Origin of the sequence: Fictibacillus fluitans, from assembly GCF_030418125.1 — a bacterium.
GTDB lineage: Bacteria > Bacillota > Bacilli > Bacillales > Fictibacillaceae > Fictibacillus_C > Fictibacillus_C fluitans.
Window position 1 is genome coordinate 23474 of sequence record NZ_JAUHTR010000023.1, and the last position, 22335, is coordinate 45808.

The 22335-nt window shown below is 47.1% G+C and carries 20 protein-coding genes and 2 tRNA genes; 21 read left to right on the forward strand and 1 reads right to left on the reverse strand.

Going from position 1 to position 22335, the window contains the following annotated elements; translation table 11 throughout:
- Positions 1-31: 31 nt before the first annotated feature.
- Both mfd and spoVT read left to right on the forward strand, forming a co-directional pair.
- Positions 32-3565, forward strand: a complete 3534-nt coding sequence (mfd, locus tag QYB97_RS23495; RefSeq protein WP_301168434.1) for a transcription-repair coupling factor — start codon at positions 32-34, stop codon at positions 3563-3565.
- A gap of 159 nt (positions 3566-3724) precedes the next feature.
- Positions 3725-4261: a stage V sporulation protein T gene (gene spoVT, locus QYB97_RS23500; protein ID WP_301168435.1), complete on the forward strand. Its 537-nt coding sequence runs from the start codon at positions 3725-3727 to the stop codon at positions 4259-4261.
- On the opposite strand, the gene QYB97_RS23505 is transcribed toward spoVT, so the two are convergent.
- Entirely contained in the window at positions 4258-4566 is a 309-nt protein-coding gene (locus QYB97_RS23505; RefSeq protein ID WP_301168436.1) for a hypothetical protein, read from the reverse strand. The two genes, spoVT and QYB97_RS23505, sit on opposite strands and share 4 nt — an antisense overlap.
- Before the next feature lie 81 nt (positions 4567-4647).
- Between QYB97_RS23505 and QYB97_RS23510 the strand changes: the two genes are divergently transcribed.
- The 19 genes from QYB97_RS23510 (at position 4648) to cysK (ending at position 22295) form a co-directional block, all read left to right on the forward strand.
- Positions 4648-6237: a putative polysaccharide biosynthesis protein gene (locus QYB97_RS23510; protein WP_301168437.1), complete on the forward strand. Its 1590-nt coding sequence runs from the start codon at positions 4648-4650 to the stop codon at positions 6235-6237.
- A gap of 2 nt (positions 6238-6239) precedes the next feature.
- On the forward strand, positions 6240-7691 hold the full coding sequence (yabN, locus tag QYB97_RS23515; RefSeq protein WP_301168438.1) for a bifunctional methyltransferase/pyrophosphohydrolase YabN: 1452 nt from the start codon (positions 6240-6242) through the stop codon (positions 7689-7691).
- A gap of 113 nt (positions 7692-7804) precedes the next feature.
- Positions 7805-8077 (forward strand): HU family DNA-binding protein, encoded by a 273-nt coding sequence (locus QYB97_RS23520; RefSeq protein WP_061975945.1) that lies wholly within the window; start codon positions 7805-7807, stop codon positions 8075-8077.
- Positions 8078-8359: an RNA-binding S4 domain-containing protein gene (locus tag QYB97_RS23525; protein ID WP_301168439.1), complete on the forward strand. Its 282-nt coding sequence runs from the start codon at positions 8078-8080 to the stop codon at positions 8357-8359. It abuts the gene before it with no gap.
- A gap of 87 nt (positions 8360-8446) precedes the next feature.
- Positions 8447-8752, forward strand: a complete 306-nt coding sequence (gene yabP, locus QYB97_RS23530; RefSeq protein ID WP_301168440.1) for a sporulation protein YabP — start codon at positions 8447-8449, stop codon at positions 8750-8752.
- On the forward strand, positions 8749-9351 hold the full coding sequence (gene yabQ, locus QYB97_RS23535) for a spore cortex biosynthesis protein YabQ (protein WP_301168441.1): 603 nt from the start codon (positions 8749-8751) through the stop codon (positions 9349-9351). Before yabP ends, yabQ begins: the two co-directional genes overlap by 4 nt.
- Before the next feature lie 10 nt (positions 9352-9361).
- Positions 9362-9742 (forward strand): FtsB family cell division protein, encoded by a 381-nt coding sequence (locus QYB97_RS23540; RefSeq protein WP_301168442.1) that lies wholly within the window; start codon positions 9362-9364, stop codon positions 9740-9742.
- A gap of 73 nt (positions 9743-9815) precedes the next feature.
- Positions 9816-10307, forward strand: a complete 492-nt coding sequence (locus QYB97_RS23545; protein ID WP_301168443.1) for a S1 domain-containing RNA-binding protein — start codon at positions 9816-9818, stop codon at positions 10305-10307.
- 433 nt (positions 10308-10740) lie between these two features.
- Positions 10741-10817 (forward strand) — tRNA-Met (locus QYB97_RS23550).
- A 24-nt stretch (positions 10818-10841) separates the two neighbouring features.
- Positions 10842-10916 (forward strand) — tRNA-Glu (locus QYB97_RS23555).
- 270 nt (positions 10917-11186) lie between these two features.
- A complete protein-coding gene (gene spoIIE, locus QYB97_RS23560) occupies positions 11187-13682 on the forward strand; it encodes a stage II sporulation protein E (RefSeq protein WP_301168444.1) in 2496 nt (831 codons plus the stop codon).
- 83 nt (positions 13683-13765) lie between these two features.
- Complete coding sequence (locus tag QYB97_RS23565; protein WP_301168462.1) at positions 13766-14512, forward strand: vWA domain-containing protein; 747 nt, start codon at positions 13766-13768, stop codon at positions 14510-14512.
- Positions 14478-15452 carry a serine/threonine protein kinase gene (locus tag QYB97_RS23570; protein WP_301168445.1) on the forward strand — a complete coding sequence of 325 codons (975 nt, stop codon included), beginning with the start codon at positions 14478-14480 and terminating at the stop codon, positions 15450-15452. Before QYB97_RS23565 ends, QYB97_RS23570 begins: the two co-directional genes overlap by 35 nt.
- Positions 15453-15566: 114 nt before the next feature.
- The gene (gene tilS, locus QYB97_RS23575) at positions 15567-16967 is read left to right on the forward strand and encodes a tRNA lysidine(34) synthetase TilS (protein WP_301168446.1); all 1401 of its coding nucleotides are present in this window, start codon (positions 15567-15569) and stop codon (positions 16965-16967) included.
- Between the two features lie 14 nt (positions 16968-16981).
- Positions 16982-17521, forward strand: coding sequence for a hypoxanthine phosphoribosyltransferase (hpt, locus tag QYB97_RS23580; RefSeq protein ID WP_301168447.1), 540 nt, complete (start codon positions 16982-16984; stop codon positions 17519-17521).
- A gap of 69 nt (positions 17522-17590) precedes the next feature.
- On the forward strand, positions 17591-19498 hold the full coding sequence (gene ftsH / locus QYB97_RS23585; RefSeq protein WP_301168448.1) for an ATP-dependent zinc metalloprotease FtsH: 1908 nt from the start codon (positions 17591-17593) through the stop codon (positions 19496-19498).
- A gap of 62 nt (positions 19499-19560) precedes the next feature.
- Positions 19561-20337, forward strand: coding sequence for a type III pantothenate kinase (locus QYB97_RS23590; RefSeq protein ID WP_301168449.1), 777 nt, complete (start codon positions 19561-19563; stop codon positions 20335-20337).
- A 37-nt stretch (positions 20338-20374) separates the two neighbouring features.
- Positions 20375-21256, forward strand: coding sequence for an Hsp33 family molecular chaperone HslO (gene hslO / locus QYB97_RS23595; RefSeq protein WP_301168450.1), 882 nt, complete (start codon positions 20375-20377; stop codon positions 21254-21256).
- 109 nt (positions 21257-21365) lie between these two features.
- Complete coding sequence (gene cysK, locus QYB97_RS23600) at positions 21366-22295, forward strand: cysteine synthase A (RefSeq protein ID WP_301168451.1); 930 nt, start codon at positions 21366-21368, stop codon at positions 22293-22295.
- Positions 22296-22335: the final 40 nt, after the last annotated feature.

A 22335-nucleotide genomic window follows, 5' to 3' on the forward strand; every position in this document is an offset into this window, starting at 1 on the left:
AGAATAGTATTTCATCAGGGGGGAGGTTTACATGTTAGGACTGAAGCAGCATTATCGCCAGGGCGATGATTTTCAGGCGGTATTAACCGGCCTGCAGGAGAATTTGAAGGAACAGCTTGTGGCGGGGCTTTCCGGGTCAGCAAGAACACTGCTGATTGCCTCTTTGTATGAAGAGACCGGCAAAACCCAATTTGTGATTACCCATAACTTATACCAGGCACAAAAGCTGTATGAAGATCTTTGCAGTCTTCTTCCGGAAGAAGACGTTCTTCTCTATCCCGTCAATGATTTGATTTCTTCTGAAATTGCCATTGCGAGCCCGGAATTAAAGGCACAGCGCCTGGAAGTACTGAACTTTTTAACCTCACGTGACAAAGGCGTTGTCATCGCTCCGATCGCCGGGGTGCGCCGCTTTTTGCCGCCAAAAGAGGTTTGGAAAAAGTCCCAGCTTCGTTTTGAAACCGGAATGGATATAGACGTTGAACACGTTTTAAATACATTGGTGGCCATCGGCTATGAGCGGGTAAGCATGGTTTCTGCACCAGGGGAGTTCAGCATGCGCGGCGGCATCCTCGATATTTATTCATTAACCGAACGGATGCCTGTCCGGATTGAGCTCTTTGATACAGAGATCGATTCCATCCGCTATTTCGAAGCGGATACACAGCGGTCGGATGAAAAGGCAGAAAATATCACCATTGGACCGGCACAGGAAATTCTCTTGTATGATGAACAATTCGATGGTGTGGTTAAGAAGATGGAAGCGGGCCTCGCTGCCACGCTGAAAAAGGTGAGAGACAAGCAGGTAAAGGAATCGCTTGTTGAACACATGAATTATGAAATGGGACAATTCAAGGAAAAGCAGCGGTTTCAAGGGATGTATAAATATATTTCCCTGTTTTATGATGAGCACGCCTGTCTCTTGGATTATGTGCCGGGTAACAGCATCATTGTGATGGATGAAGTGAGCCGTGTGGAAGAAATGTCCAATCAGCTTGAAAAGGAAGAAGCCGAATGGCACACGTCCATGCTCATGCAAGGTGAAATCCTGACCGATATCCGCCTGTCTCAGGACCGGGATATTCTTCAGAATTCACCTTTTCAAAAAATCTATCTTTCTCTTTTCCTTCGCCATGTTCCGCATACAAGCCCACAAAATATCCTGAATGTGGAAAGTAAAAGCATGCAGAATTTCCATGGACAGCTTAATGTGCTGAAGGGTGAGCTGGAACGATGGAAAAAGACGAACTACACGATTGTCTTTCTTGCGGCAAATGAGGAGCGTGCGAAACGTCTGGAGCGGGTGCTTGCAGATTACGATATGGACGCGAGCCTGCTTTCGGGCGACAAAGCGCTGAAGCCGAAAGTAAACCAGATTTTAATTGGAGACCTTTCCAGCGGATTCGAATCGCCGAAGCAAAAGCTTGCGGTGATTACGGAAGAGGAAGTTTTCACTAAAAAAGCCAGGCGTCCCGTCCGCTCCCAAAAGATGTCCAATGCCGAGCGGATCAAGAGCTACTCCGAGCTTAAGGTCGGAGATTATGTTGTCCACGTAAACCACGGGATCGGGAAATATCTCGGTATTGAAACCCTTGAGATCAAAGGGGTTCATAAAGATTATCTGCATATCCGGTATGCGGGCAACGACAAACTTTACGTGCCGGTTGAACAAATCGACCAGGTGCAGAAATTCGTCGGTTCCGAAGCAAAAGAGCCGAAAATCTATGCACTTGGCGGCAGTGACTGGAAAAAGGTCAAGAACAAGGTTAAGTCGTCGGTACAGGATATTGCGGATGACTTGATCAAGCTGTATGCCGAGCGGGAAGCAAGTATCGGCTACGCCTTTGGAAAAGATGGAGCGGAACAGCAGGAATTCGAGTCTTCCTTCCCGTACCAGGAAACAGACGACCAGATCCGTGCCATCGATGAAATCAAAACCGATATGGAACGGACCCGGCCGATGGACCGCCTTTTGTGCGGAGATGTGGGCTATGGAAAAACAGAGGTTGCCATCCGTGCCGCGTTTAAAGCGGTGATGGATGGCAAACAGGTTGCCTTTTTGGTGCCGACCACGATCCTCGCGCAGCAGCATTACGAGACCTTTCGTGAACGGTTTGCCGAATTCCCGATAACGATCGGATCACTGAGCCGGTTCCGTTCCAAAAAGGAACAAAATGAAGTGACAAAAGGACTGAAGAACGGGACGGTTGATATTGTAATTGGTACACACCGCCTTCTTTCCAAGGATGTCCAATACCATGACCTCGGCCTGCTGATCATTGATGAAGAGCAGCGGTTCGGTGTGACTCATAAGGAAAAAATTAAACGGTTAAAATCGAATGTTGATGTACTGACGTTAACGGCGACACCGATTCCGAGAACCCTTCATATGTCGATGCTCGGTGTCAGGGACCTTTCCGTTATTGAAACTCCGCCGGAAAACCGATTCCCGGTCCAGACGTATGTGGTGGAATACAATGCGTCACTCGTAAGGGAAGCCATTGAACGGGAGCTTGGGCGCGGCGGACAGGTTTACTTTTTATATAACCGCGTGGATTCCATTGACCGTATGGCTGAGCAGATTTCGTCTCTCGTGCCGGATGTTAAAGTAGGTGTTGCCCATGGCCAGATGTCGGAAAATGAGCTGGAATCGGTCATGCTCGAGTTCCTCGAAGGCAACACGGATGTTCTCGTATCAACGACCATCATTGAAACCGGGGTGGATATTCCCAACGTTAACACCTTGATTGTTTATGATGCTGATAAAATGGGGCTTTCCCAGCTCTATCAGTTAAGAGGACGTGTCGGCCGTTCCAATCGTGTCGCTTATTCCTACTTTACCTACCAGCGGGATAAAGTGCTGACGGAAGTAGCCGAAAAAAGGCTTCAGGCAATCAAAGAATTTACCGAACTTGGTTCCGGGTTCAAAATTGCCATGAGGGATTTAACCATCCGCGGAGCAGGTAACCTGCTTGGAGCGCAGCAGCACGGGTTTATTGATTCTGTCGGTTTCGACCTTTATTCCCAAATGCTGCAGGAAGCCATCGAAGAACGAAAAGGCGGCACACCGAAGCCGGCTGCGCCCGTTATCGACATTAACGTGGAAGTGGACGCGTACATTCCTGCCTTCTATATTGAAGACAGCAAACAAAAGATTGATATGTATAAGCAATTTAAAGCAGCAAGCTCCCTGCAGGATGTGGATGAGCTCCACGACTCCCTGATCGACCGTTTTGGCGACTATCCGGTGGAAGTGGAATGCCTGCTTCTCATCGCACGCATTAAAGAGCTCGCCAAGCGCGAAAAAGCTGACAGCATCGAACAAAAGGGCGATACGGTGACCATCCTGCTGTCAGAGGAAGCAACAGAAAAAGTAGATGGAGCCAAGCTGTTTGACATCGTCAATAAAATCGGCCGCTTCATTAACCTCGGTGTGGAAAAAGAGAAGCTGAAGATTGTATTTAATAAAAAACGTATTTCAGACAAAGAACTGCTTCAGGCAATGGAGCAAGTATTAAAAAAGCTGAAAAGCGCCAAAAAAGATAAAGCGAAGGCAAGATCGTAAATTAGAAAACCCCGGCTAAAAAAACAATAATGCTTTTCATGAATAGAACTCGCAAGGTAACAGATAATAACAGGAGAGAATGGAACAATCTTCAAAAGAAGGTTTCATTTATGCAATACATCCAGTGATTACATCTTATGAAAGCGAGGGCATTATTCAATGAAAGCAACAGGCATAGTACGCCGTATTGATGACCTTGGCCGGGTTGTTATTCCAAAAGAGATTCGCCGCACACTTCGCATCAGAGAAGGCGATCCTCTTGAGATTTTTGTGGACCGGGACGGGGAAGTCATTCTTAAGAAATATTCGCCCATTAATGAGCTTGGCGATTTTGCGAAAGAATATGCAGAATCCCTGGCTGACAGCTCCGGACATGTTGTCCTTATCGCTGACCGCGATACATATATTGCGGTAGCAGGAGGATCCAAGAAGGATTACTTGAACAAAGGAATCGGGAAAGTCGTAGAGACCTCCATGAACGACCGCAAATCGGTGCTTGAGGCCAACAGCACAGACGTTGAAATGGTCGACGGAAGTACAGAGTCTTCATCTTACGTTATTGCCCCAATCGTAGCCAGCGGCGACCCTATTGGCGTCGTCACTCTTCTCTCCAAAGAAGGCAAAAAAATGACAGAGCTTGAGCAAAAGCTTGCAGAAACAGCAGCCGGCTTTCTTGCCCGGCAAATGGAACACTAAAAGAGGGATGCTTCTGCTCCTTCTTTTTTTTCGTCCTGATGAAGAAGATTTTGAGTAAAATAGGATTTATTTTGCGCCGTGGCGTGCTGTTTTTTACTACTTTGGCGGAATTCTTGGCCGCAGGCGGTCTTTTTGGTACTTTTATGGGTCGTTTGCACGGTCGTTTCTGGATTTACCGGCCAAAATTTGTCGAATACGCGCCACTTTTTGTCGATTACACGCCACTTTTGATCAAATACGCGCCATTTTTCACTATTTACAAGCCAAACGCCCGTTATGTAAACTAGCTGGACTTCCCACTCCAATGCCTGCCGTCTCTGAACAGCGGCTTCAGCTTTTCCGTGCTATAATACGTGGTATTATGTTATTTTTTTCTAGGAGAAGGTATGGACGATCAATCGAAACGGATATGGCAGGGTGCGGTTGTGCTGGCGCTTGCCATGATTATTGTAAAAGTCTTGAGTGTGGTTTACCGCATTCCTTATCAGAATATAACGGGGGATACCGGGTTTTATGTGTTCCAGCAGGTATACCCTTTTTACGGAATAGCTTCAACGTTTGCTTTGGCGGGGTTTCCGGTTGCGCTTTCCCGGATCTTGTCTGAGTCCGGGGAGGTTGCAGAACATCGGAATAAGAGGATTCAGGAGGCGTTTACTACATTTATGGCTGTGGGCGTCATACTGTTTGTTCTTCTGTTTTTCGGCTCCTCCCTCATTGCCGGATGGATGGGTGATTCCCGTCTGCAGCCGCCGATTCAAGCTACATCCTTTATCTACTTATTCGTGCCGTTTGTGGCCGTGTTCAGAGGAATTTTCCAGGGTGCGGAACAAATGAAGCCGACCGCCTATTCCCAGGTGGTTGAGCAGTCGGTCCGAGTTGTGTGCATCATTGGATTTTCCTACTACTTTATGTCGCGGGGATACAGCGTGTATACAGCGGGCGCGGCTGCGACTTCGGGTTCAGTTGTCGGGGCAATGGCAGGGCTTGTCGTCCTGTTCCTCTTTTTCCGCAAAGAACAGAAGGAACGAAGGGGGATTCAGCCTCGTCTGACCCTGCCGGGAAAAGGCAGTGTTCAGCTGCTGTCTGCCGGACTGCTGCTGTCACTTTGCTCGATGATTTTGCTGCTGTTCCAGCTTGCTGACGCATTTACATTTGTTAATTTTCTCAGTAAAAGCGGCATTGCTATTGAGCATGCACGAAAAATAAAAGGAATCTTTGACAGGGCGCAGCCGCTTCTTCAGCTCGGAACGGTCATTGCCACGTCGCTTTCCCTTGCCGCTGTTCCGGCTGTGGCTGCAGCAAAAAGGCGGGGAGATGCTGCCGGCCTTCGCAAAATCTGCGGCCTGTCAATCAAGGTTGTTTTTATTATCGGACTCGCAGCCGCTGCCGGTCTTGCCGTAATTATTGAGCCGGTCAACACCATGCTTTTTGAAAATAAAGAGGGATCTCTGGAGATTGCCGTGCTCGGCCTGTCGATCCTGCCGGTTTCCATGTTTTTAACCTCAACCGGCTTGCTGCAGGGACTTGGAATGACCGCCTATCCTGTCGTCAGTGTAGTGTTGGCGTTTATCAGTAAAATTGCAGGAAACGCTGTGCTTATGCCTGCCTTTCACGAAATTGGGGCAAGTACAGCTACCGTTCTTGCATCTTCCTTGGCGGCTGGCGTAAATCTTGTTTTTCTTGAAAAAAGGACAAGGTTTGCCGCAGAGGAAAGGTTTTATGGCATGCGCATCGGAAGTGCAGTTGCTCTTATGGCATTGGCCGCCTGGCTCGTCAAGTCAGGCCTTGCTGCAGCGCTGCCTGAAACCCGCACGGCAAGCGCCATGGTTTCCCTTGGCGCAAGTGCAGTCGGGGGAATCGTGCTGTTGGCCGCCTTGCTGCTGGCGAGGGTGTTTAACATGGATGACCTCATGCGCATTCCCAAATTACAAAAAATCCGGCATGTGATGAGCCGGTGGAAAGAAAGAAGGAGTTAAACGTGTCTCATACGATTACGATCGTTGGTTTAGGAGCAGGGGACCTGGAACAGCTCACACTGGGAGCGTACCGCCTCCTGCAGAAGACGGATCATGTGTATGTCCGCACAAAAGATCACCCGGCGGTAGAGGAGCTGCAAAAAGAAAACATCAGCATGACGTTTTTTGATGATATCTATGAAAAGCATGACGGGTTTGAAGCGGTTTACAGAGAGATTACCTCTATCCTTTTTGAAAAAGCCGCTGAAGAAGACATCGTCTATGCAGTGCCGGGGCATCCGCTTGTTGCAGAGCAAACCGTCCAAATTCTGCTTAAGGAAGCAGAGGGCAAGGGGATCCCGGTAAAAGTAGCCGGGGGCAAAAGCTTTCTGGATGAAATGTATACCGCATTGAAAATCGATCCCATCGAAGGGTGCCAGATCCTCGATGGAACCAGTTTGAAGAAGGAACAGATTCAGGTACGCAACCATCTTATTATTGTTCAGGTGTATGATGGGTTTATTGCGTCTGAAGTTAAACTGACGCTCATGGACAAATATCCTGACGATTTCGAAGTTGCTGTTGTCACGGCCGCAGGAAGTGCCAGCGAGTCCGTTCAATATGTTCCGCTTCACGATTTGGACCATTCCGTGGAACTCAACAATCTGACCGCGGTCTATGTTCCGCCTGTACGCGACAACACCATGCTGTTCAGGGACTTTGAACATTTGCGGGGCGTTATTGCCACATTGCGCGGTCCTGACGGCTGTCCATGGGATAAAAAACAGACACATGAGTCGCTCAAACGATATTTAATAGAAGAAGCATATGAAGTCATCGAAGCCATCGATGAAGAAGATGATGAGCATTTGGTCGAAGAGCTGGGAGATGTGCTGCTTCAGGTCCTGCTGCACGCCCAAATTGGAGAAGATGACGGCTATTTTTCCATGGATGATGTAATTACTGTCCTGGCTGATAAAATGATCCGGCGCCACCCCCATGTTTTTGGGGATGTTGAGGCAGAGACCGCCGACCAGGTATTGCAAAATTGGGAGGAAATCAAGTCAGCTGAAAAGGGCAATGCCCACCGGACCTCTCTTTTGGACGGCGTGGCCAAAGGACTTCCCTCCCTCCATAAAGCCTATGATTATCAAAAAAAGGCAGCGAAGGCCGGCTTTGACTGGGACGAGGTTACACCGGTCGTAAACAAGCTACGAGAAGAATTTGACGAATGGAAAAGCGCTGAGACGGATGAGGAACGCGAAAAAGAGTTTGGGGACATGCTGTTTACGATGGTCAACCTTGGCCGCTTTTACGGCATCCACCCGGAAGAAGCACTGTCCTTAACGAACCAAAAATTCTACAAGCGGTTCCGCTACATAGAGACAGAGCTCGCGAAGGAGGGGCTGACTCCTCAGGATACAACGCTTGAGAAGATGGATAAACTCTGGGATCAGGCCAAAGAAAATTTATAAAACCTGGAAGGAATCTCTTTTTTCTTAGAGAATATTGTTCAAAGCAGGCAGAACCCTTAAGTTTTCTGGACTTTATCCGAATCTTTTGAAAGAATGCCAAGGAGGTTGTTAAAATGAACAGAAATGAATTGGTTACCAATATTGCCGAAAAATCAGGATTAACAAAGAAAGACGTTGAAGTGGTTGTAAGTGGACTCGTTGATGAGATTACAGAAGCGCTGAAGAGCGGAGATAAAGTACAATTTGTCGGGTTTGGAACGTTTGAAACGAGGGAGCGCTCAAGCCGTACAGGACGCAATCCCCAAACAGGCGAAGAAATCAGCATCCCGGCATCAACGGTTCCTGCTTTCCGTCCCGGAAATAAGCTTAAGGAAGCTGTAAAGTAAATGAGACTGGATAAATTTCTTAAAGTCTCCCGACTGATCAAACGCAGGACGGTGGCCAAAGAAATTTCCGATCAAGGGCGAATTGCCGTTAACGGCAAACAGGCAAAATCCTCTTCGGTACTGAAAGCCGGAGATGAACTCAAGATCCGCTTTGGCCAGAAGCTTGTTACTGTCCGTGTGGATGAGCTGAAAGAGTTCACGAAAAAAGAGGATGCTGCCCAGATGTATACCATCATCAACGAAGAATCACTTCAATCAACGGAAGAAGGGCCTAAATTTTAGGCCTTTTTTTGTTGGGCAGTTAAATAAGGCGCCTGTTCTAAAGTTGTCCCCCTTTTCATAAACATATAGCGAAAGAGGGGGATGTAAATGGACCAATTCTATGATTATGGCTCCTTAAATAAAAACACGAACCCGGATCATGATGTGAAGATGGTGGGCCGCAAAAAGCTGGAGATCACAGGCGTGAAACAGGTGGAGAGCTTTGATAACGAAGAGTTTCTTCTTGAGACAACGATGGGGTTTCTGGCCATCCGGGGTACAAATTTGAAAATGAAAAACCTGGATGTGGAATCCGGCATGGTATCCATTGAGGGTAAAGTGTTCGATCTGGTTTATCTGGATCAGCAGGGCGGAGAAAAAACTAAAGGATTTTTTGGCAAGCTCTTCAAATGACGCTTTCTGTACAGTTTCAAACCATGCTGGCCATGGCAGCCATGGGAATCTGGATCGGAATGGCCATTGATACTTATGGCCGCTTCGTCCATGAGCGCCGGAAGTGGTACTGGCTGCATTTCATCAATGACACCATCTTTTGGCTGCTTCAGGCTCTGATTGTTTTTTATGTGCTGCTTCAGGTAAACCATGCCAATCTCCGTTTGTATATTTTTATTGCCCTTCTATGCGGCTTCAGTATGTACAAGGCCCTTTTTCAAGCAGGCTATAAAAAATTGCTTGAAGTGATTATTACATTTATAAGCAATTTGTATCGTTTTTTTGTGCGGCTGCTCCTTGCTCTTATCATTCATCCGGTAAAATGGGTCATCTCGATTATTTTTGCACTCGTTCTATTGGCTGGCCGCTGGGTCTGGGCCCTCGTCATAATCGTTTTTAAACTCATTTTTTTTCCGCTAAAATGGTTATTTAGCCTGATTTTACGTTTCATTCCCAAGCAAACATGGTATAATTTAAAAGGTAAATGGCTAAAAAAAGCAGGGATTCTTATTTCTCTGAAGAATACAGTCAAAAATTGGTTCCGCAAGAAGGAGAAATAGGAGGTTGTACATGGTCCAGTTTAATAAAGAGAATATCACTGAATTAAATACGGGCTACGTGAAGGAACATCATCTCCAGCAAAAGATTGACGCAAAAAGGAAACGTGGTTTATACCGCAGGCTGGCAGCTTTCCTGGTCATTTTTTCAGTTCTCGCGTTTGCCATGCTTTCAACGATCACATCACAAATGTCTACCCTTGCAGAAAAAGGGAAGCAGGAAAAGCAGCTAAAGTCCAAGTTGGCGCAAACCAAGGAAAAGAAAGCACAACTTAAAGAGGAAGCGCATAAACTAAAAGACGTTGATTATATCGGGGAAATCGCGCGGCGTGATTTATTCATGTCCAAGAAGGGGGAGATCGTGTTTAAAACACAAGGATCTTCGTCGGATTGACATCCCGAATTTTACACATGTATAATGTATAATAAAGTAAACTTATGAATACCTAAGGAGGAGCATTTTCTTCATGTCAATTGAAGTAGGCAGCAAGTTGCAAGGTAAGGTTACAGGGATTACTCATTTTGGAGCGTTTGTCGAGCTGCCAGGGGGAACAACCGGACTTGTGCACATTAGCGAAGTTGCAGACAACTATGTTAAGGACATTAACGACCACCTGAAAGTTGGAGACGAAGTCGAAGTTAAAGTCATGAATATCGAAAAAGATGGCAAAATCGGCTTATCCATCAAGAAAGCAAAAGATAATCCGGCACCGGTGAGAAGTAACTACGGAGCGAACAAAGGAAGTTATGGCGCCCCGAAAAGCGGTGGTTTTGGACCGTCAAAAGGCGGATTCAACAAACAGCGCAAAGGTTCACCTCGCGGCAATGGTGGTTTTAACACGGCTGTAACATTTGAAGATAAAATGAGTAAATTCTTAAAAGACAGTGAAGACCGTCTGGCAACTTTAAAACGCCAAACTGAGTCAAAACGTGGCGGACGCGGAGCTCGCCGAGGCTAACAAGCTGCTGATTTGAATGCTCAAGCTTCACGACCTTATACTATATATCCAAGGCTTCTCTTCTAAAAGAGAGGCCTTTTCTTTTTTTTGCAAAAAACCTTTTTAAAAGATTTGCATTGTAAGACCTTTTTAAACTTCATTGACCGGTTGGTTGTAGTGCAAGGTGCGAGACTCCAGTGGGGAAAGCGGGACAGATGAGACCAGGAGGGCGTTTCGCCGATCCTTAGCACCAAGAGACGAGGAAGTAGGCGATTACGCCGGCCAGGCTCAGCGCCCGCCCACGGAAAGCGAGCATCCTGGAACGGAAATCAACCTCTATCAAGAGCAACAAAGCTTACGAATACACCTCTGCCAAACTTTTTCCTTATTACTTTTAAAAAAGCGTTGACAGGGGGCATGCCTTCTTGTAATATACTAGTTGTGTCTTTAACATGGCGGTGTAGCTCAGCTGGCTAGAGCGTACGGTTCATACCCGTGAGGTCGGGGGTTCGATCCCCTCCGCCGCTACCATTTTTTCTACAAAAAAAGCACATTGGCCCGTTGGTCAAGCGGTTAAGACACCGCCCTTTCACGGCGGTAACACGGGTTCGAATCCCGTACGGGTCACCAAGTTTTTTCGAAGAAAAGAACCATTTTTTTTTTTGAAAAAAACCAATACATAGAATGATACACCCTGCATTTTCCGGAGAAACACTTCTCCCGCAAATGCAGGGTTTTTTTGTGTCTGTTTATGTATTTTGTATTTGTTCAAGGCAATTACAGTTTTTTTGTATTTGTTCGTCGAGAAGTTTTTGGGAGATGCTCTAACCGTTTGACAAAAAATGTGAATCGCCTGTGGTTATAATGGGACACACAAAACTAAACGGGGTGGTGTGGAGGATGTATCAGAAGGCGGACAGGAATGTGATGGAACCCATGCGGGCAATGGTTTGGCTAGAGAAAACACAAAGTGTGTCAAACGGTATAGGCAAGCGCTTCATGAGTAAAGTTGAAGGTGTACTGTTGAATTGGAGACTGTTGTTGTTTGCGATCGGCTTCTTGCTTGGACGAGCCATGATTTTGTCAGAAATTACTCCTTTTGCTCTGCCGTTGATTGCTTCTGTTTTTATTTTACGCAAAGAGCGGACGGGATTTGCTCTGTTGGCGCTTGTAGCCGGAGCGCTGTCTCATGTGCCCATGAACGCACTTTACATACTCGCGGGCGTTGTTGTATATGCCATCTATCAGAAAGCGGCAGACATATTTACAAAGAACCGTATGAGATGGGTGCCGGCTGTCGTATTCCTGAGCAGCTTCACGGCAAGGGCCGGAACGATCTTCTTCACTTCAGGGCCACCCCAGATCAGCCAATATATGATGGGTGCGGTTGAGGCGGGCCTTTCCCTTGTGCTGACCCTTATCTTTTTACAAAGTATTCCATTATTGAATTTAAAACGGATCCCTCAGTCCTTAAAGAACGAGGAAATTATTTGCTTTATGATTCTGCTGGCTTCTGTCATGACCGGGACCATCGGCTGGGAAATCCATCATTATTCTGTGGAGCATATCGTCTCCAGATATTTGGTACTGATGTTCGCGTTTGTAGGCGGAGCCGCCATTGGTTCAACCGTTGGGGTGGTAACAGGTTTAATTCTGAGCCTGGCAAATGTGGGCAGTCTTTATCAGATGAGCCTTTTGGCCTTTTCGGGATTGCTGGGCGGTCTGCTGAAGGAAGGAAAGCGGTTTGGTGTGGGGATCGGTCTGCTGATTGGAACCTTGCTGATCGGCCTCTATGGAGAAGGGAACGTTGCCATAGCCAAAACGCTGATTGAATCTGTCATTGCGATCGGACTTTTCCTGCTGACGCCACAGGCGGTGATTCACAGTATAGCGCGCTATGTTCCGGGAACAAGGGAGCATTCCAATGAACAACAGCAATATGTAAAAAAAATCAGGGATGTCACGGCTAACCGGGTGGAGCAATTCTCCAGCATGTTTCAGGCTCTTTCCCATTCCTTCGCTTCATACAATGAAAGTGCTTATGATGAATATCAGGAGCATGAGGTGGATTTATTCTTAAGCAATGTGACCGAAAAAACCTGCCAGACGTGCTTCAAAAAAGAGCAGTGCTGGGCGGTGAATTTTACTAAAACCTATGAAATGATGACCCAGATTATGACTGAGCAGGAACAATATCAGGAAATTAAGGACCGAAGGCTGAAGCTGGAGTGGGAAAAGCACTGTGTCAAACCGCAAAAAATTACAGAAGCCATCTCCAAGGAGCTGTCACAATACCAGGCGAGCCAGCAGCTCAAGCAGCAGGTTCAGGAAAGCCGGAAGCTGGTGGCCAACCAGCTGCTCGGCGTATCACAGGTGATGGGGGACTTCGCCAAAGAAATCCAGCGGGAGCACATTAACCACCAGGTGCAGGAAGAGCAGATAAAAGAGGCGATTCAGAGTGCGGGAATTGAACTCGGACATATTGATGTCTACAGTCTGGAAGCTTCGAATGTAGATATTGAGATGAGCCTGCCCAACTGCAATGGCAGCGGGGAGTGCGAAAAAATCATTGCTCCCCTTCTGTCTGACATTCTGCAGGAAAACATTGTGGTGAAAAAAGAGGATTGCGGTTATTATCCGAATGGCTACTGTCATGCGGCGTTTGGTTCAGCACGTGAATTTGTGATCGAAACCGGCATCGCGTCCGCAGCAAAGGGAGGAGCCTGGCTTTCCGGAGACAGCCATTCCACCATGGAGCTTGGCGGAGGGAAGTATGCGGTGGCGATTTCCGATGGAATGGGCAACGGCGAGCGGGCGAACAGGGAAAGCAATGAGACGCTGGAGCTTCTGCAAAAGATTCTAAAATCGGGAATTGATGAAGAGGTGGCTATCAAATCGGTTAATTCAGTGCTTTCCCTCCGAACGACCGATGAGATTTTTTCAACGCTTGACCTCGCCATGATTGACCTGCAGGACGCCTCGCTGAAATTTTTAAAAATAGGTTCTTCGCCGAGTTTTGTCAAACGGGGGGACCAGGTGCGGGTGATCGAGGCGAGCAACCTTCCGATAGGCATTATTGAAGAATTTGATGTGGATGTCGTAAGCGAGCAGCTAAAAGCAGGCGATTTGCTCATCATGATGAGTGACGGCATTTATGAAGGGCCAAAGCATGTAGAGAACATCGACGCCTGGATGAAGCGTAAAATCAAAGAAATCGGCACGGACGATCCACAGGCAGTCGCAGACCTGCTGATGGAGGAGGTGATCCGCACCGGCTCCAACACGATAGAAGACGACATGACCGTTGTCGTGACCAAAATCAACCGGAACATTCCGAAATGGGCCTCCATCCCCCATTTCCCAAAAATCAACCTCAAACGTCCAAAAGCTCAATAATTTTCATAGATCAAAAGTATATTTCCTCTCATCGATGACAAGGATGATAACAGCATTCGATGAGAGGAGTTTTTTTAATGGAAATGAAAAAAGGTACCCTGCGTCAAGTGTTGCTGATTACCGATGGCTGCTCCAATCACGGAGAGGATCCCATCGCCATGGCGGCGCTGGCGCGTGAGCATGGCATTACGATAAATGTAATAGGAATATTGGAAGAGAACAGTCCGGAATACCATCAGAAAGGCCTTCGGGAGGTCGAGGAGATTGCGCTGTCCGGAGGCGGCGTCAGCCAGATTGTGTATACCACCCAGCTGTCGCAGACCGTGCAGATGGTCACTAAAAAGGGAATGACCCAGACGATTCATGGCGTCATTAACAGTGAGCTTCAGCAGATACTCGGCAAAGAGACGACCATTGAAGACCTGCCTCCTGAGAAGCGGGGAGAGGTGATGGAAGTGGTGGATGATCTTGGTGAAACAATGGATCTGGAGCTGATTATTCTCGTGGATGCGTCCGGCAGCATGGAAAAGAAGCTCGCCACGGTTCAGGAATCGCTGATTGACCTTTCCATCTCGGTTAACTCGAGAATCGGCTACAATCAATTTGCACTTTTTGCGTTTCCCGGTAAAAGAGATGATACCGAGCTTTTGATCGATTGGACACCCCGCCTGAATTCATTGACCCAGGCCTTTACAAAAATTTCGTCGGGAGGCATTACACCGACTGGTCCGGCCATTAAGGCCGCGATCAATGAGTTTACGAACAGGCGTGAAAAAAGGAGATTGATTACAGGTGATGAAGAAGAATACTCAGAAGGGTCAGGTTTTTAAACTTCATCCCGGTGATGTGATCTCCGGGAAATGGCACCGTAATGAGTATTCCATCATCAGAGAGCTTGGTTCAGGTGCTACAGGCACGGTATATCTTGCTTCAGGACAAGCTGGAAAAGTGGCGGTTAAAGCCGGTCATGACAGCATGGCGATCATCTCAGAAGTGAATGTGCTAAAGCATTTTTCGAGGGTCCAGGGCAAAATCCTTGGGCCTTCTTTAATCGATGTGGATGACTATGTGGTAAATGGCGGTCAGGTTCCTTTTTATGTAATGGAATACCTGAAAGGAGAATCGCTCTTTCAGTTTATGAAAAACCACAATGAGGAATGGGCAGGGATTCTCCTCGTTCAGCTGCTGACCGATTTGAGTATGCTTCACCGCGCAGGCTGGGTGTTTGGTGACCTTAAACCGGATAATCTGCTGGTGGTGGGCCCTCCGTCACGCATCCGCTGGATTGATGTTGGGGGAACAACGCAGATCGGACGGTCGATCAAAGAGTATACGGAATTTTTCGACAGAGGCTATTGGGGTCTGGGCACACGAAAGGCAGAGCCCTCCTACGATTTGTTTTCAGCCTGTATGATCATGGTCAATCTGGCGGTTCCCAGCCGCTTTGAAAAGAAGAAAGAAGGGCGGCAGCAGCTGAAGGACGTTGTGCGCAGCAGCCCGCTACTTTCAAACTATCAGACGATATTGCTCAAAGGGCTGTACGGCAAATATCAAAGTGCCGAAGAGATGCGCAATGAACTGGTTTCTTCCCTGAACAATAAGGGAAGAGGCAAAGTGTCAGGTGCCTCCCAGACGTCCGTCGGAAGCCGGCGGTCAACCCATAAAAAAGTAATAAAGAAGAACAAAAGAGCATTTATGTTTGAAACCGTTCTTTTAGGCTCATTCCTGTTTATTGTTTATCTGTTTTATCTGATCAGCCAAACCATGTGATGCAAAATGGCAAATCCTTTCAGCACCGGTCTCCTTTTGTTATACTTACGGAAGGTTTACAGTAAAAAAATGGACAAAGCATCTCAGGCTGCGCCAGATAAGGAGAGAAAGGAAATGCTGCAGGCCGTCGATCAATTCATTAAAAAACATCAGCTCATCGAGCAGGGTCAGACGATAGCCGTTGGCGTTTCCGGCGGTCCGGATTCCATGGCGCTGCTTCATTATCTATGGAACAGGGGAAAGGGGGAGAGCCTGAAGATCGTTGCCGTGCATGTGGATCATATGCTGAGAGGCGATGAATCCTATGAAGACCTTCTGTATGTCCAGGCTTATTGCGAAAGGAACGGCATTCCGTTCGAAAGCACCCGTGTGGACGTAGCTGCCTACAAAAAGGAGCATGGCCTGTCCAGTACACAATCAGCAGCAAGAGAATGCAGGTATGCTTTTTATGCAGAGGCCGTTTCACGGTATCATGCAGATTCACTTGCTCTTGCCCATCATGGCGATGACCAGACGGAAACTGTCCTGATGCGGATGACAAGAGGAGGTTCAGGGACCGCTCTGGGTGGGATGCGGGCCAGCCGGCCATTTGGAGACTTACGCATTATTCGGCCTTTTTTAGGAATAACAAAGACCGAAATAGAGCATTATTGTAGAGTACATAAGATTTTCCCAAGAAGGGATCCGAGCAACGAAACGGACGATTATGTCAGAAACCGGTTCAGGCATCATGTTCTTCCCTTTTTAAAAAAAGAAAATCCAAATGTTCATCTTCGCTTTCAGCAAATAAGTGAAACTTTTTATGAGGATGAAACGTATTTAACGGAGCAGGCCGCAAAAGGTCTGGAAGCGATTATTTCAGAGAAAAATGCCTCCTTGGTCGAGGTCTCTGTAAGCAAATTTCTGGGCATGCCAATTCCTTTACAAAAAAGGGCGATTACACTAATATTAAACTATCTATATAAGCAAACACCTTCATCTCTTTCCTCCATACATAAGGAAAGCTTTTTAACTTTACTCAGGAGTGACCATCCTTCGGGCCGACTTCATTTTCCGCGGGATTTACACGTCATCCGTTCCTATGACCGTTGCAGGCTCGTCTTTGGCCCGTCCGAAAGACAAGCCGGCTATCAGCTGGAATTGAATATCCCGGGAAAGCTGGAACTTCCTGTTGGAGTGATTGCCTCTGTGTATAAAGAAGAGTATCCGAATGAGAAAAGGGGAAAAGATGTTTTTGTATGTGATGTAAAAAGTGTAAGTCTGCCAATCATTGCGAGAACGCGCAAACCCGGTGACCGAATGGCCCTGCCGGGGGAGGGTGGGACTCGGAAGGTAAAAGATATTTTTATTGACCAGAAGCTTGAGAGGGAGAAACGCGATGTATGGCCCATCCTGCAAGACGGGGAAGGAAACATTATTTGGATTCCGGGTATAAAGCATGGCGATGTTCCACCATCAGGCGATCCCGAGCAATGGTTAGTCTTACAGTTTCAAAATTTCTGCCAGGACGTCTAGGAGGCCAAAGCAGCATGCATGATGAAATTAAAGAAGTATTAATTTCCGAGGAAGCGCTTCAGGAAAAGATTCAGGATCTCGGAAAGCAGTTATCAGAGGATTACCAGGATCGGTTTCCGCTTGTAGTCGGGGTGTTAAAGGGTGCCCTCCCTTTTATGGCCGATCTGATCAAACGGATGGATATTCATCTTGAGATTGATCTCATGGCGGTATCCAGCTACGGGGCATCCACTGTTTCTTCCGGTGAGGTCAAAATAATTAAGGACCTGGATACATCCCTGGAAGGACGCGATGTCATCATTGTCGAAGATATTATAGACAGCGGCCTTACGCTGAGCTATCTTGTCCAGCTCTTTAAACACCGCAATGCCAATTCAGTTAAGATTGTAACTCTGTTGGATAAACCGACAGGCAGAAAAGTGGATATTAAACCGGATCTTACCGGTTTTATCGTGCCTGATGCCTTTGTAGTAGGTTACGGACTCGACTATATCGAGCGCTACCGCAACCTGCCATATATCGGGGTTTTAAAACCTGAAGTATATGAAAAGTAATTCTGTGTATTATTTAACATGCATTAATAAATGTAATGGATCGTCTCATTGTCGTTGAGGAGGTAAGGAATGAATCGGATCTTCCGGAACACCATATTCTATTTGTTGATCTTTTTAGTTGTAGTTGGTGTCGTCAGCTTTTTTAACGGAACCAACAATGAAGTAAAGAAAATTCGGTATGACCAGTTAACGCAGTACATTCAGGGTGGACGTGTCGACAGTATCGAATACCAGCCTGAAGGCGGCGTTTATGTCGTCAGAGGTAAGCTCGACAATTACAAACAGGGAGAGGTTTTCGAAACCTATACCCCGGATTCTGATGAATCCATGAAACAGCTTGCCGCGCTTTCGAAAGAAGCGAAAGTTGATTTTAAACCAGAAGAACAAACAAGCGGGTGGGTAACGTTCTTCACCTCCATCATCCCGTTTGTCATCATCTTCATCCTGTTTTTCTTCCTGCTCAACCAGGCTCAGGGCGGCGGCAGCCGTGTAATGAACTTCGGTAAAAGCAAAGCGAAACTGTACAATGAAGAAAAGAAAAAAGTAACGTTCAAAGATGTTGCCGGAGCAGATGAGGAGAAACAGGAACTGGTTGAGGTAGTAGAGTTTCTGAAAGATCCGCGCAAGTTCGCCGCTCTGGGCGCACGAATTCCTAAAGGGGTTCTCCTAGTGGGGCCTCCGGGAACAGGTAAAACATTGCTTGCCCGTGCAGTTGCAGGGGAAGCAGGCGTTCCTTTCTTCTCCATTTCAGGTTCTGATTTTGTTGAAATGTTTGTCGGGGTCGGTGCATCCCGTGTGCGTGACTTGTTTGAAAATGCCAAAAAGAATGCTCCTTGTATCATCTTCATCGATGAAATTGATGCAGTAGGACGCCAGCGTGGCGCTGGTCTTGGCGGCGGACACGATGAGCGTGAACAAACGCTTAACCAGTTGCTTGTTGAAATGGATGGCTTCGGTGCCAATGAAGGAATCATCATTATCGCCGCAACCAACCGTCCGGATATCCTGGACCCTGCCCTTCTTCGTCCGGGACGCTTTGACCGTCAGATTACGGTTAACCGCCCAGATGTAAAAGGACGCGAAGAAGTGCTTGCCGTGCATGCACGCAACAAGCCTCTAAGCGAAGAAGTGAACTTGAAAACCATCGCGATGCGCACACCTGGCTTCTCCGGAGCGGATCTCGAGAACTTGCTGAATGAAGCGGCACTCGTCGCAGCAAGGGTGAATAAAAAGAGAATTGATATGGAGGACGTCGATGAGGCGATTGATCGTGTTATCGCAGGTCCTGCAAAGAAAAGCCGTGTTATTTCCCAAAAAGAGAAAAATATTGTGGCCTACCATGAAGCCGGACATACTGTTATAGGCCTTGTGCTTGAAGGCGCAGACACGGTTCATAAAGTAACCGTAGTTCCCCGGGGTCAGGCGGGCGGTTATACCGTTATGCTTCCGAAAGAGGATCGCTACTTTATGACAAAACCAGAGCTGCTTGATAAGATTGTTGGTCTCCTTGGCGGACGTGTAGCAGAGGAAATCACATTTAATGAAGTCAGCACAGGCGCACATAACGACTTCCAGCGTGCGACAGGCATTGCCCGCCGCATGGTAACAGAATTCGGTATGAGTGACCGTTTGGGGCCAATGCAGTTTGGTTCCACCTCGGGCGGACAGGTATTCCTTGGCCGCGATTTCAACAACGAGGCAAACTACAGTGATGCAATCGCTCATGAGATTGATATGGAAATCCAGACTATTATCAAGGATTCTTATAAGCGTTGTAAGGACATTCTTACAGAGCATAACGATAAGCTCGAAATCATTGCCCAAACATTGCTTAACGTAGAAACTCTCGACGAAGAGCAAATCAAGGAGCTTGTGAAAACCGGCAAGCTTCCAGATCGAAAAGTGATCTCTTCTCCGGAAAATGATGTGAAAGTAACCATCCACAAGAAGGACGAAGAAGAAAATAAAGAAGTTTAAAATCACAAAAAGGATGTCTCTCATGCAGAGGCATCCTTTTTGAAAGTTAGCGGGGACTTTTCATGATCTTGTGTTTTGATGTAGGAAATACGAATATCGTGCTCGGCATGTATGAAGGAAACGAATTGAAGCACCATTGGCGCATCAGCACCTCCCGGGGAAAAACAGAGGATGAATATGGAGTTCTGATTCTGAACCTCTTTCGCCATGCTGAACTTGAACGAGAAGCAGTGGAGGGCATTATTATTTCTTCGGTGGTGCCCCATATTATGGCGACGCTGGAGCGGATGTGCATCAAGTTTTTTTATAAAAAGCCGCTGGTTATCGGTCCGGGCATCAAGACAGGTCTGAACATCAAATACGAAAACCCAAGAGAAGTGGGAGCGGACCGGATTGTCAATGCGGTGGCAGCGATCCATGATTACGGATCACCGCTTGTTATCGTGGATTTCGGCACGGCCACCACCTATTGCTACATCAATGAGCGAAAAGAATACATGGGCGGCGCCATTGCCCCGGGAATCAATGTGGCTACAGAAGGCCTTTATAAAAATGCGGCCAAGCTTCCAAGAATTGAATTCGCCAAGCCTGATAATATTATTGGAAAAAATACGGTCAGTGCCATGCAGTCAGGACTTTTGTTTGGATATGTTGGCCAGGTTGAGGGTATTGTTAAAAGAATAAAAGCTCAGGAAAAAAGCAATCCAAAGGTAGTGGCTACCGGAGGAATGGCTGGTCTTATTGCTGAGGAATGCCAGCAAATCGATATTGTGGACCCCTATTTGACGTTAAAAGGACTTCAACTTATCTATACAAAAAACCGCAGAACGTGGTTTTGACACTTCCGGAGCGAAAACATAAGGACAGGTGATAAACATGCAGGATTATTTAATTAAGGCTCTCGCATTTGACGGGCAGATTCGTGCCTATGCAATGAGAGGAACAGACATGGTCGGGGAAGCACAGCGCAGGCATCAAACATGGCCGACCGCGTCAGCGGCACTGGGCCGTACGATGATGGCAAGCACAATGATGGCCTCCATGCTGAAAAGCGACAAACACAAAATTACGGTGAAGATCGAAGCGGGAGGCCCCATCGGAGCGATTATTGTGGATGCCCACCCTAACGGACAGACGAGAGGATATGTTACAAACCCTCAGGTCCATTTTGATTTAAACCAGCATGGCAAACTGGATGTTGCCCGTGCGGTAGGGAAAGATGGCTTTCTTTCCGTCGTTAAGGATTTGGGGCTGCGCGATAACTTTACCGGGCAGGTGCCTTTGGTTTCCGGTGAAATCGGGGATGACTTTACGTACTATTTCGTTGCCTCCGAACAGGTGCCTTCCTCTGTAGGAGTGGGTGTCCTTGTTAACCCGGACAACAGCATTCTCGCAGCCGGCGGATTTGTTATTCAGGTAATGCCGGATGCGTCAGATACAATTATTGATCTCTTGGAAGAGCGGATTGCAGCGATTCCACCGATCTCAAAGCTGGTGGAAAAAGGACTTACTCCGGAAGAAATCCTGTTTGAGCTCCTTGGAGAAGAAAATGTGAAGCTGCTTGATAAGATGCCAGTGTCGTTTCAATGCACCTGTTCGCGTGACCGCATTGCCAATGCGCTCATATCATTAGGTAAAGAGGAAATCCGGGCAATGATTGAAGAAGACGGCCAGGCAGAAGCTCACTGCCAATTTTGCAATGAAACGTATTTGTTCTCTGCTGAAGATCTTGAAGAGCTTTATACCGAAAGCAAATAAATCAAAAATTATAGGTCTAAAGATGGGCAGAAGAATTGACAGACGATTCGTATTATTGGTAGACTTAATCCAATGAAATTACTCGGAATTATTTAGGAGCGTGATTAAGTTGGCAAGAATAGCAAATTCAATTACAGAACTAATCGGAGAAACGCCTGTTGTCAAACTGAACCGTTTGGCAGATGAAGAAGCTGCAGATATTTATCTGAAGCTGGAATTCATGAACCCGGGAAGCAGTGTAAAGGACCGAATTGCTCTCGCCATGATTGAAAAAGCCGAAGAAGAAGGTGCGGTAAAGCCTGGAGATACATTAATTGAACCAACAAGCGGCAATACAGGAATCGGTCTTGCCATGGTAGCGGCAGCCAAAGGATATAAAGCGGTAATTGTTATGCCGGATACGATGAGCATGGAACGCAGAAATCTTCTTCGCGCCTTTGGAGCAGAGCTGGTTCTGACTCCGGGAGCTGAAGGAATGGGAGGAGCCATCCGCAAGGCGGAGGCACTAGCCCAGGAAAACGGATACTTTCTGGCTCAGCAGTTTAAAAACCAGGCGAACCCGGAAATTCACCGCAAAACAACAGGTAAAGAGATTGTTGCTCAATTTCCTGATGGTCTTGACGGATTTATTTCAGGGATCGGAACAGGCGGAACGATTACAGGTGCCGGTGAGGTCTTAAAAGAGACTTTCCCTGACATCAAACTATATGCCGTGGAACCAACCGATTCCCCTGTCCTTTCAGGCGGAAAGCCGGGGCCACATAAAATCCAGGGCATCGGTGCCGGATTTGTACCGGATACGTTAAATACATCCGTGTATGACGAAGTAATTCAGATTACCAATGATGAAGCGTTTGAATATGCACGCCGCGCTGCCCGTGAAGAAGGAATCCTCGGAGGAATTTCCTCGGGAGCAGCGATCGCAGCCGCTCTTAAAGTGGCGAAAAAGCTTGGCAAAGGCAAAAAAGTGCTCGCCATTATTCCGAGTAACGGTGAACGTTATTTGAGCACACCTTTGTACCAATTTGACGAAGAGTAAAGAGTAAATTACCTAAAAGCCGACTGGATGTCGGCTTTTT

Excerpts from the sequence above, each read along its gene's own strand:
- yabQ (WP_301168441.1), top strand. The coding sequence starts at position 8,749 with ATGACGCTTTCTGTACAGTTTCAAACCATGCTGGCCATGGCAGCCATG.
- QYB97_RS23520 (WP_061975945.1), top strand. The coding sequence starts at position 7,805 with ATGAACAGAAATGAATTGGTTACCAATATTGCCGAAAAATCAGGATTA.
- spoVT (WP_301168435.1), top strand. The coding sequence starts at position 3,725 with ATGAAAGCAACAGGCATAGTACGCCGTATTGATGACCTTGGCCGGGTT.
- QYB97_RS23540 (WP_301168442.1), top strand. The coding sequence starts at position 9,362 with ATGGTCCAGTTTAATAAAGAGAATATCACTGAATTAAATACGGGCTAC.
- QYB97_RS23565 (WP_301168462.1), top strand. The coding sequence starts at position 13,766 with ATGAAAAAAGGTACCCTGCGTCAAGTGTTGCTGATTACCGATGGCTGC.
- QYB97_RS23570 (WP_301168445.1), top strand. The coding sequence starts at position 14,478 with ATGAAGAAGAATACTCAGAAGGGTCAGGTTTTTAAACTTCATCCCGGT.
- QYB97_RS23590 (WP_301168449.1), top strand. The coding sequence starts at position 19,561 with ATGATCTTGTGTTTTGATGTAGGAAATACGAATATCGTGCTCGGCATG.
- hslO (WP_301168450.1), top strand. The coding sequence starts at position 20,375 with ATGCAGGATTATTTAATTAAGGCTCTCGCATTTGACGGGCAGATTCGT.
- QYB97_RS23525 (WP_301168439.1), top strand. The coding sequence starts at position 8,078 with ATGAGACTGGATAAATTTCTTAAAGTCTCCCGACTGATCAAACGCAGG.
- QYB97_RS23510 (WP_301168437.1), top strand. The coding sequence starts at position 4,648 with ATGGACGATCAATCGAAACGGATATGGCAGGGTGCGGTTGTGCTGGCG.
- tilS (WP_301168446.1), top strand. The coding sequence starts at position 15,567 with ATGCTGCAGGCCGTCGATCAATTCATTAAAAAACATCAGCTCATCGAG.
- QYB97_RS23545 (WP_301168443.1), top strand. The coding sequence starts at position 9,816 with ATGTCAATTGAAGTAGGCAGCAAGTTGCAAGGTAAGGTTACAGGGATT.
- spoIIE (WP_301168444.1), top strand. The coding sequence starts at position 11,187 with ATGTATCAGAAGGCGGACAGGAATGTGATGGAACCCATGCGGGCAATG.
- yabP (WP_301168440.1), top strand. The coding sequence starts at position 8,447 with ATGGACCAATTCTATGATTATGGCTCCTTAAATAAAAACACGAACCCG.
- hpt (WP_301168447.1), top strand. The coding sequence starts at position 16,982 with ATGCATGATGAAATTAAAGAAGTATTAATTTCCGAGGAAGCGCTTCAG.
- mfd (WP_301168434.1), top strand. The coding sequence starts at position 32 with ATGTTAGGACTGAAGCAGCATTATCGCCAGGGCGATGATTTTCAGGCG.
- ftsH (WP_301168448.1), top strand. The coding sequence starts at position 17,591 with ATGAATCGGATCTTCCGGAACACCATATTCTATTTGTTGATCTTTTTA.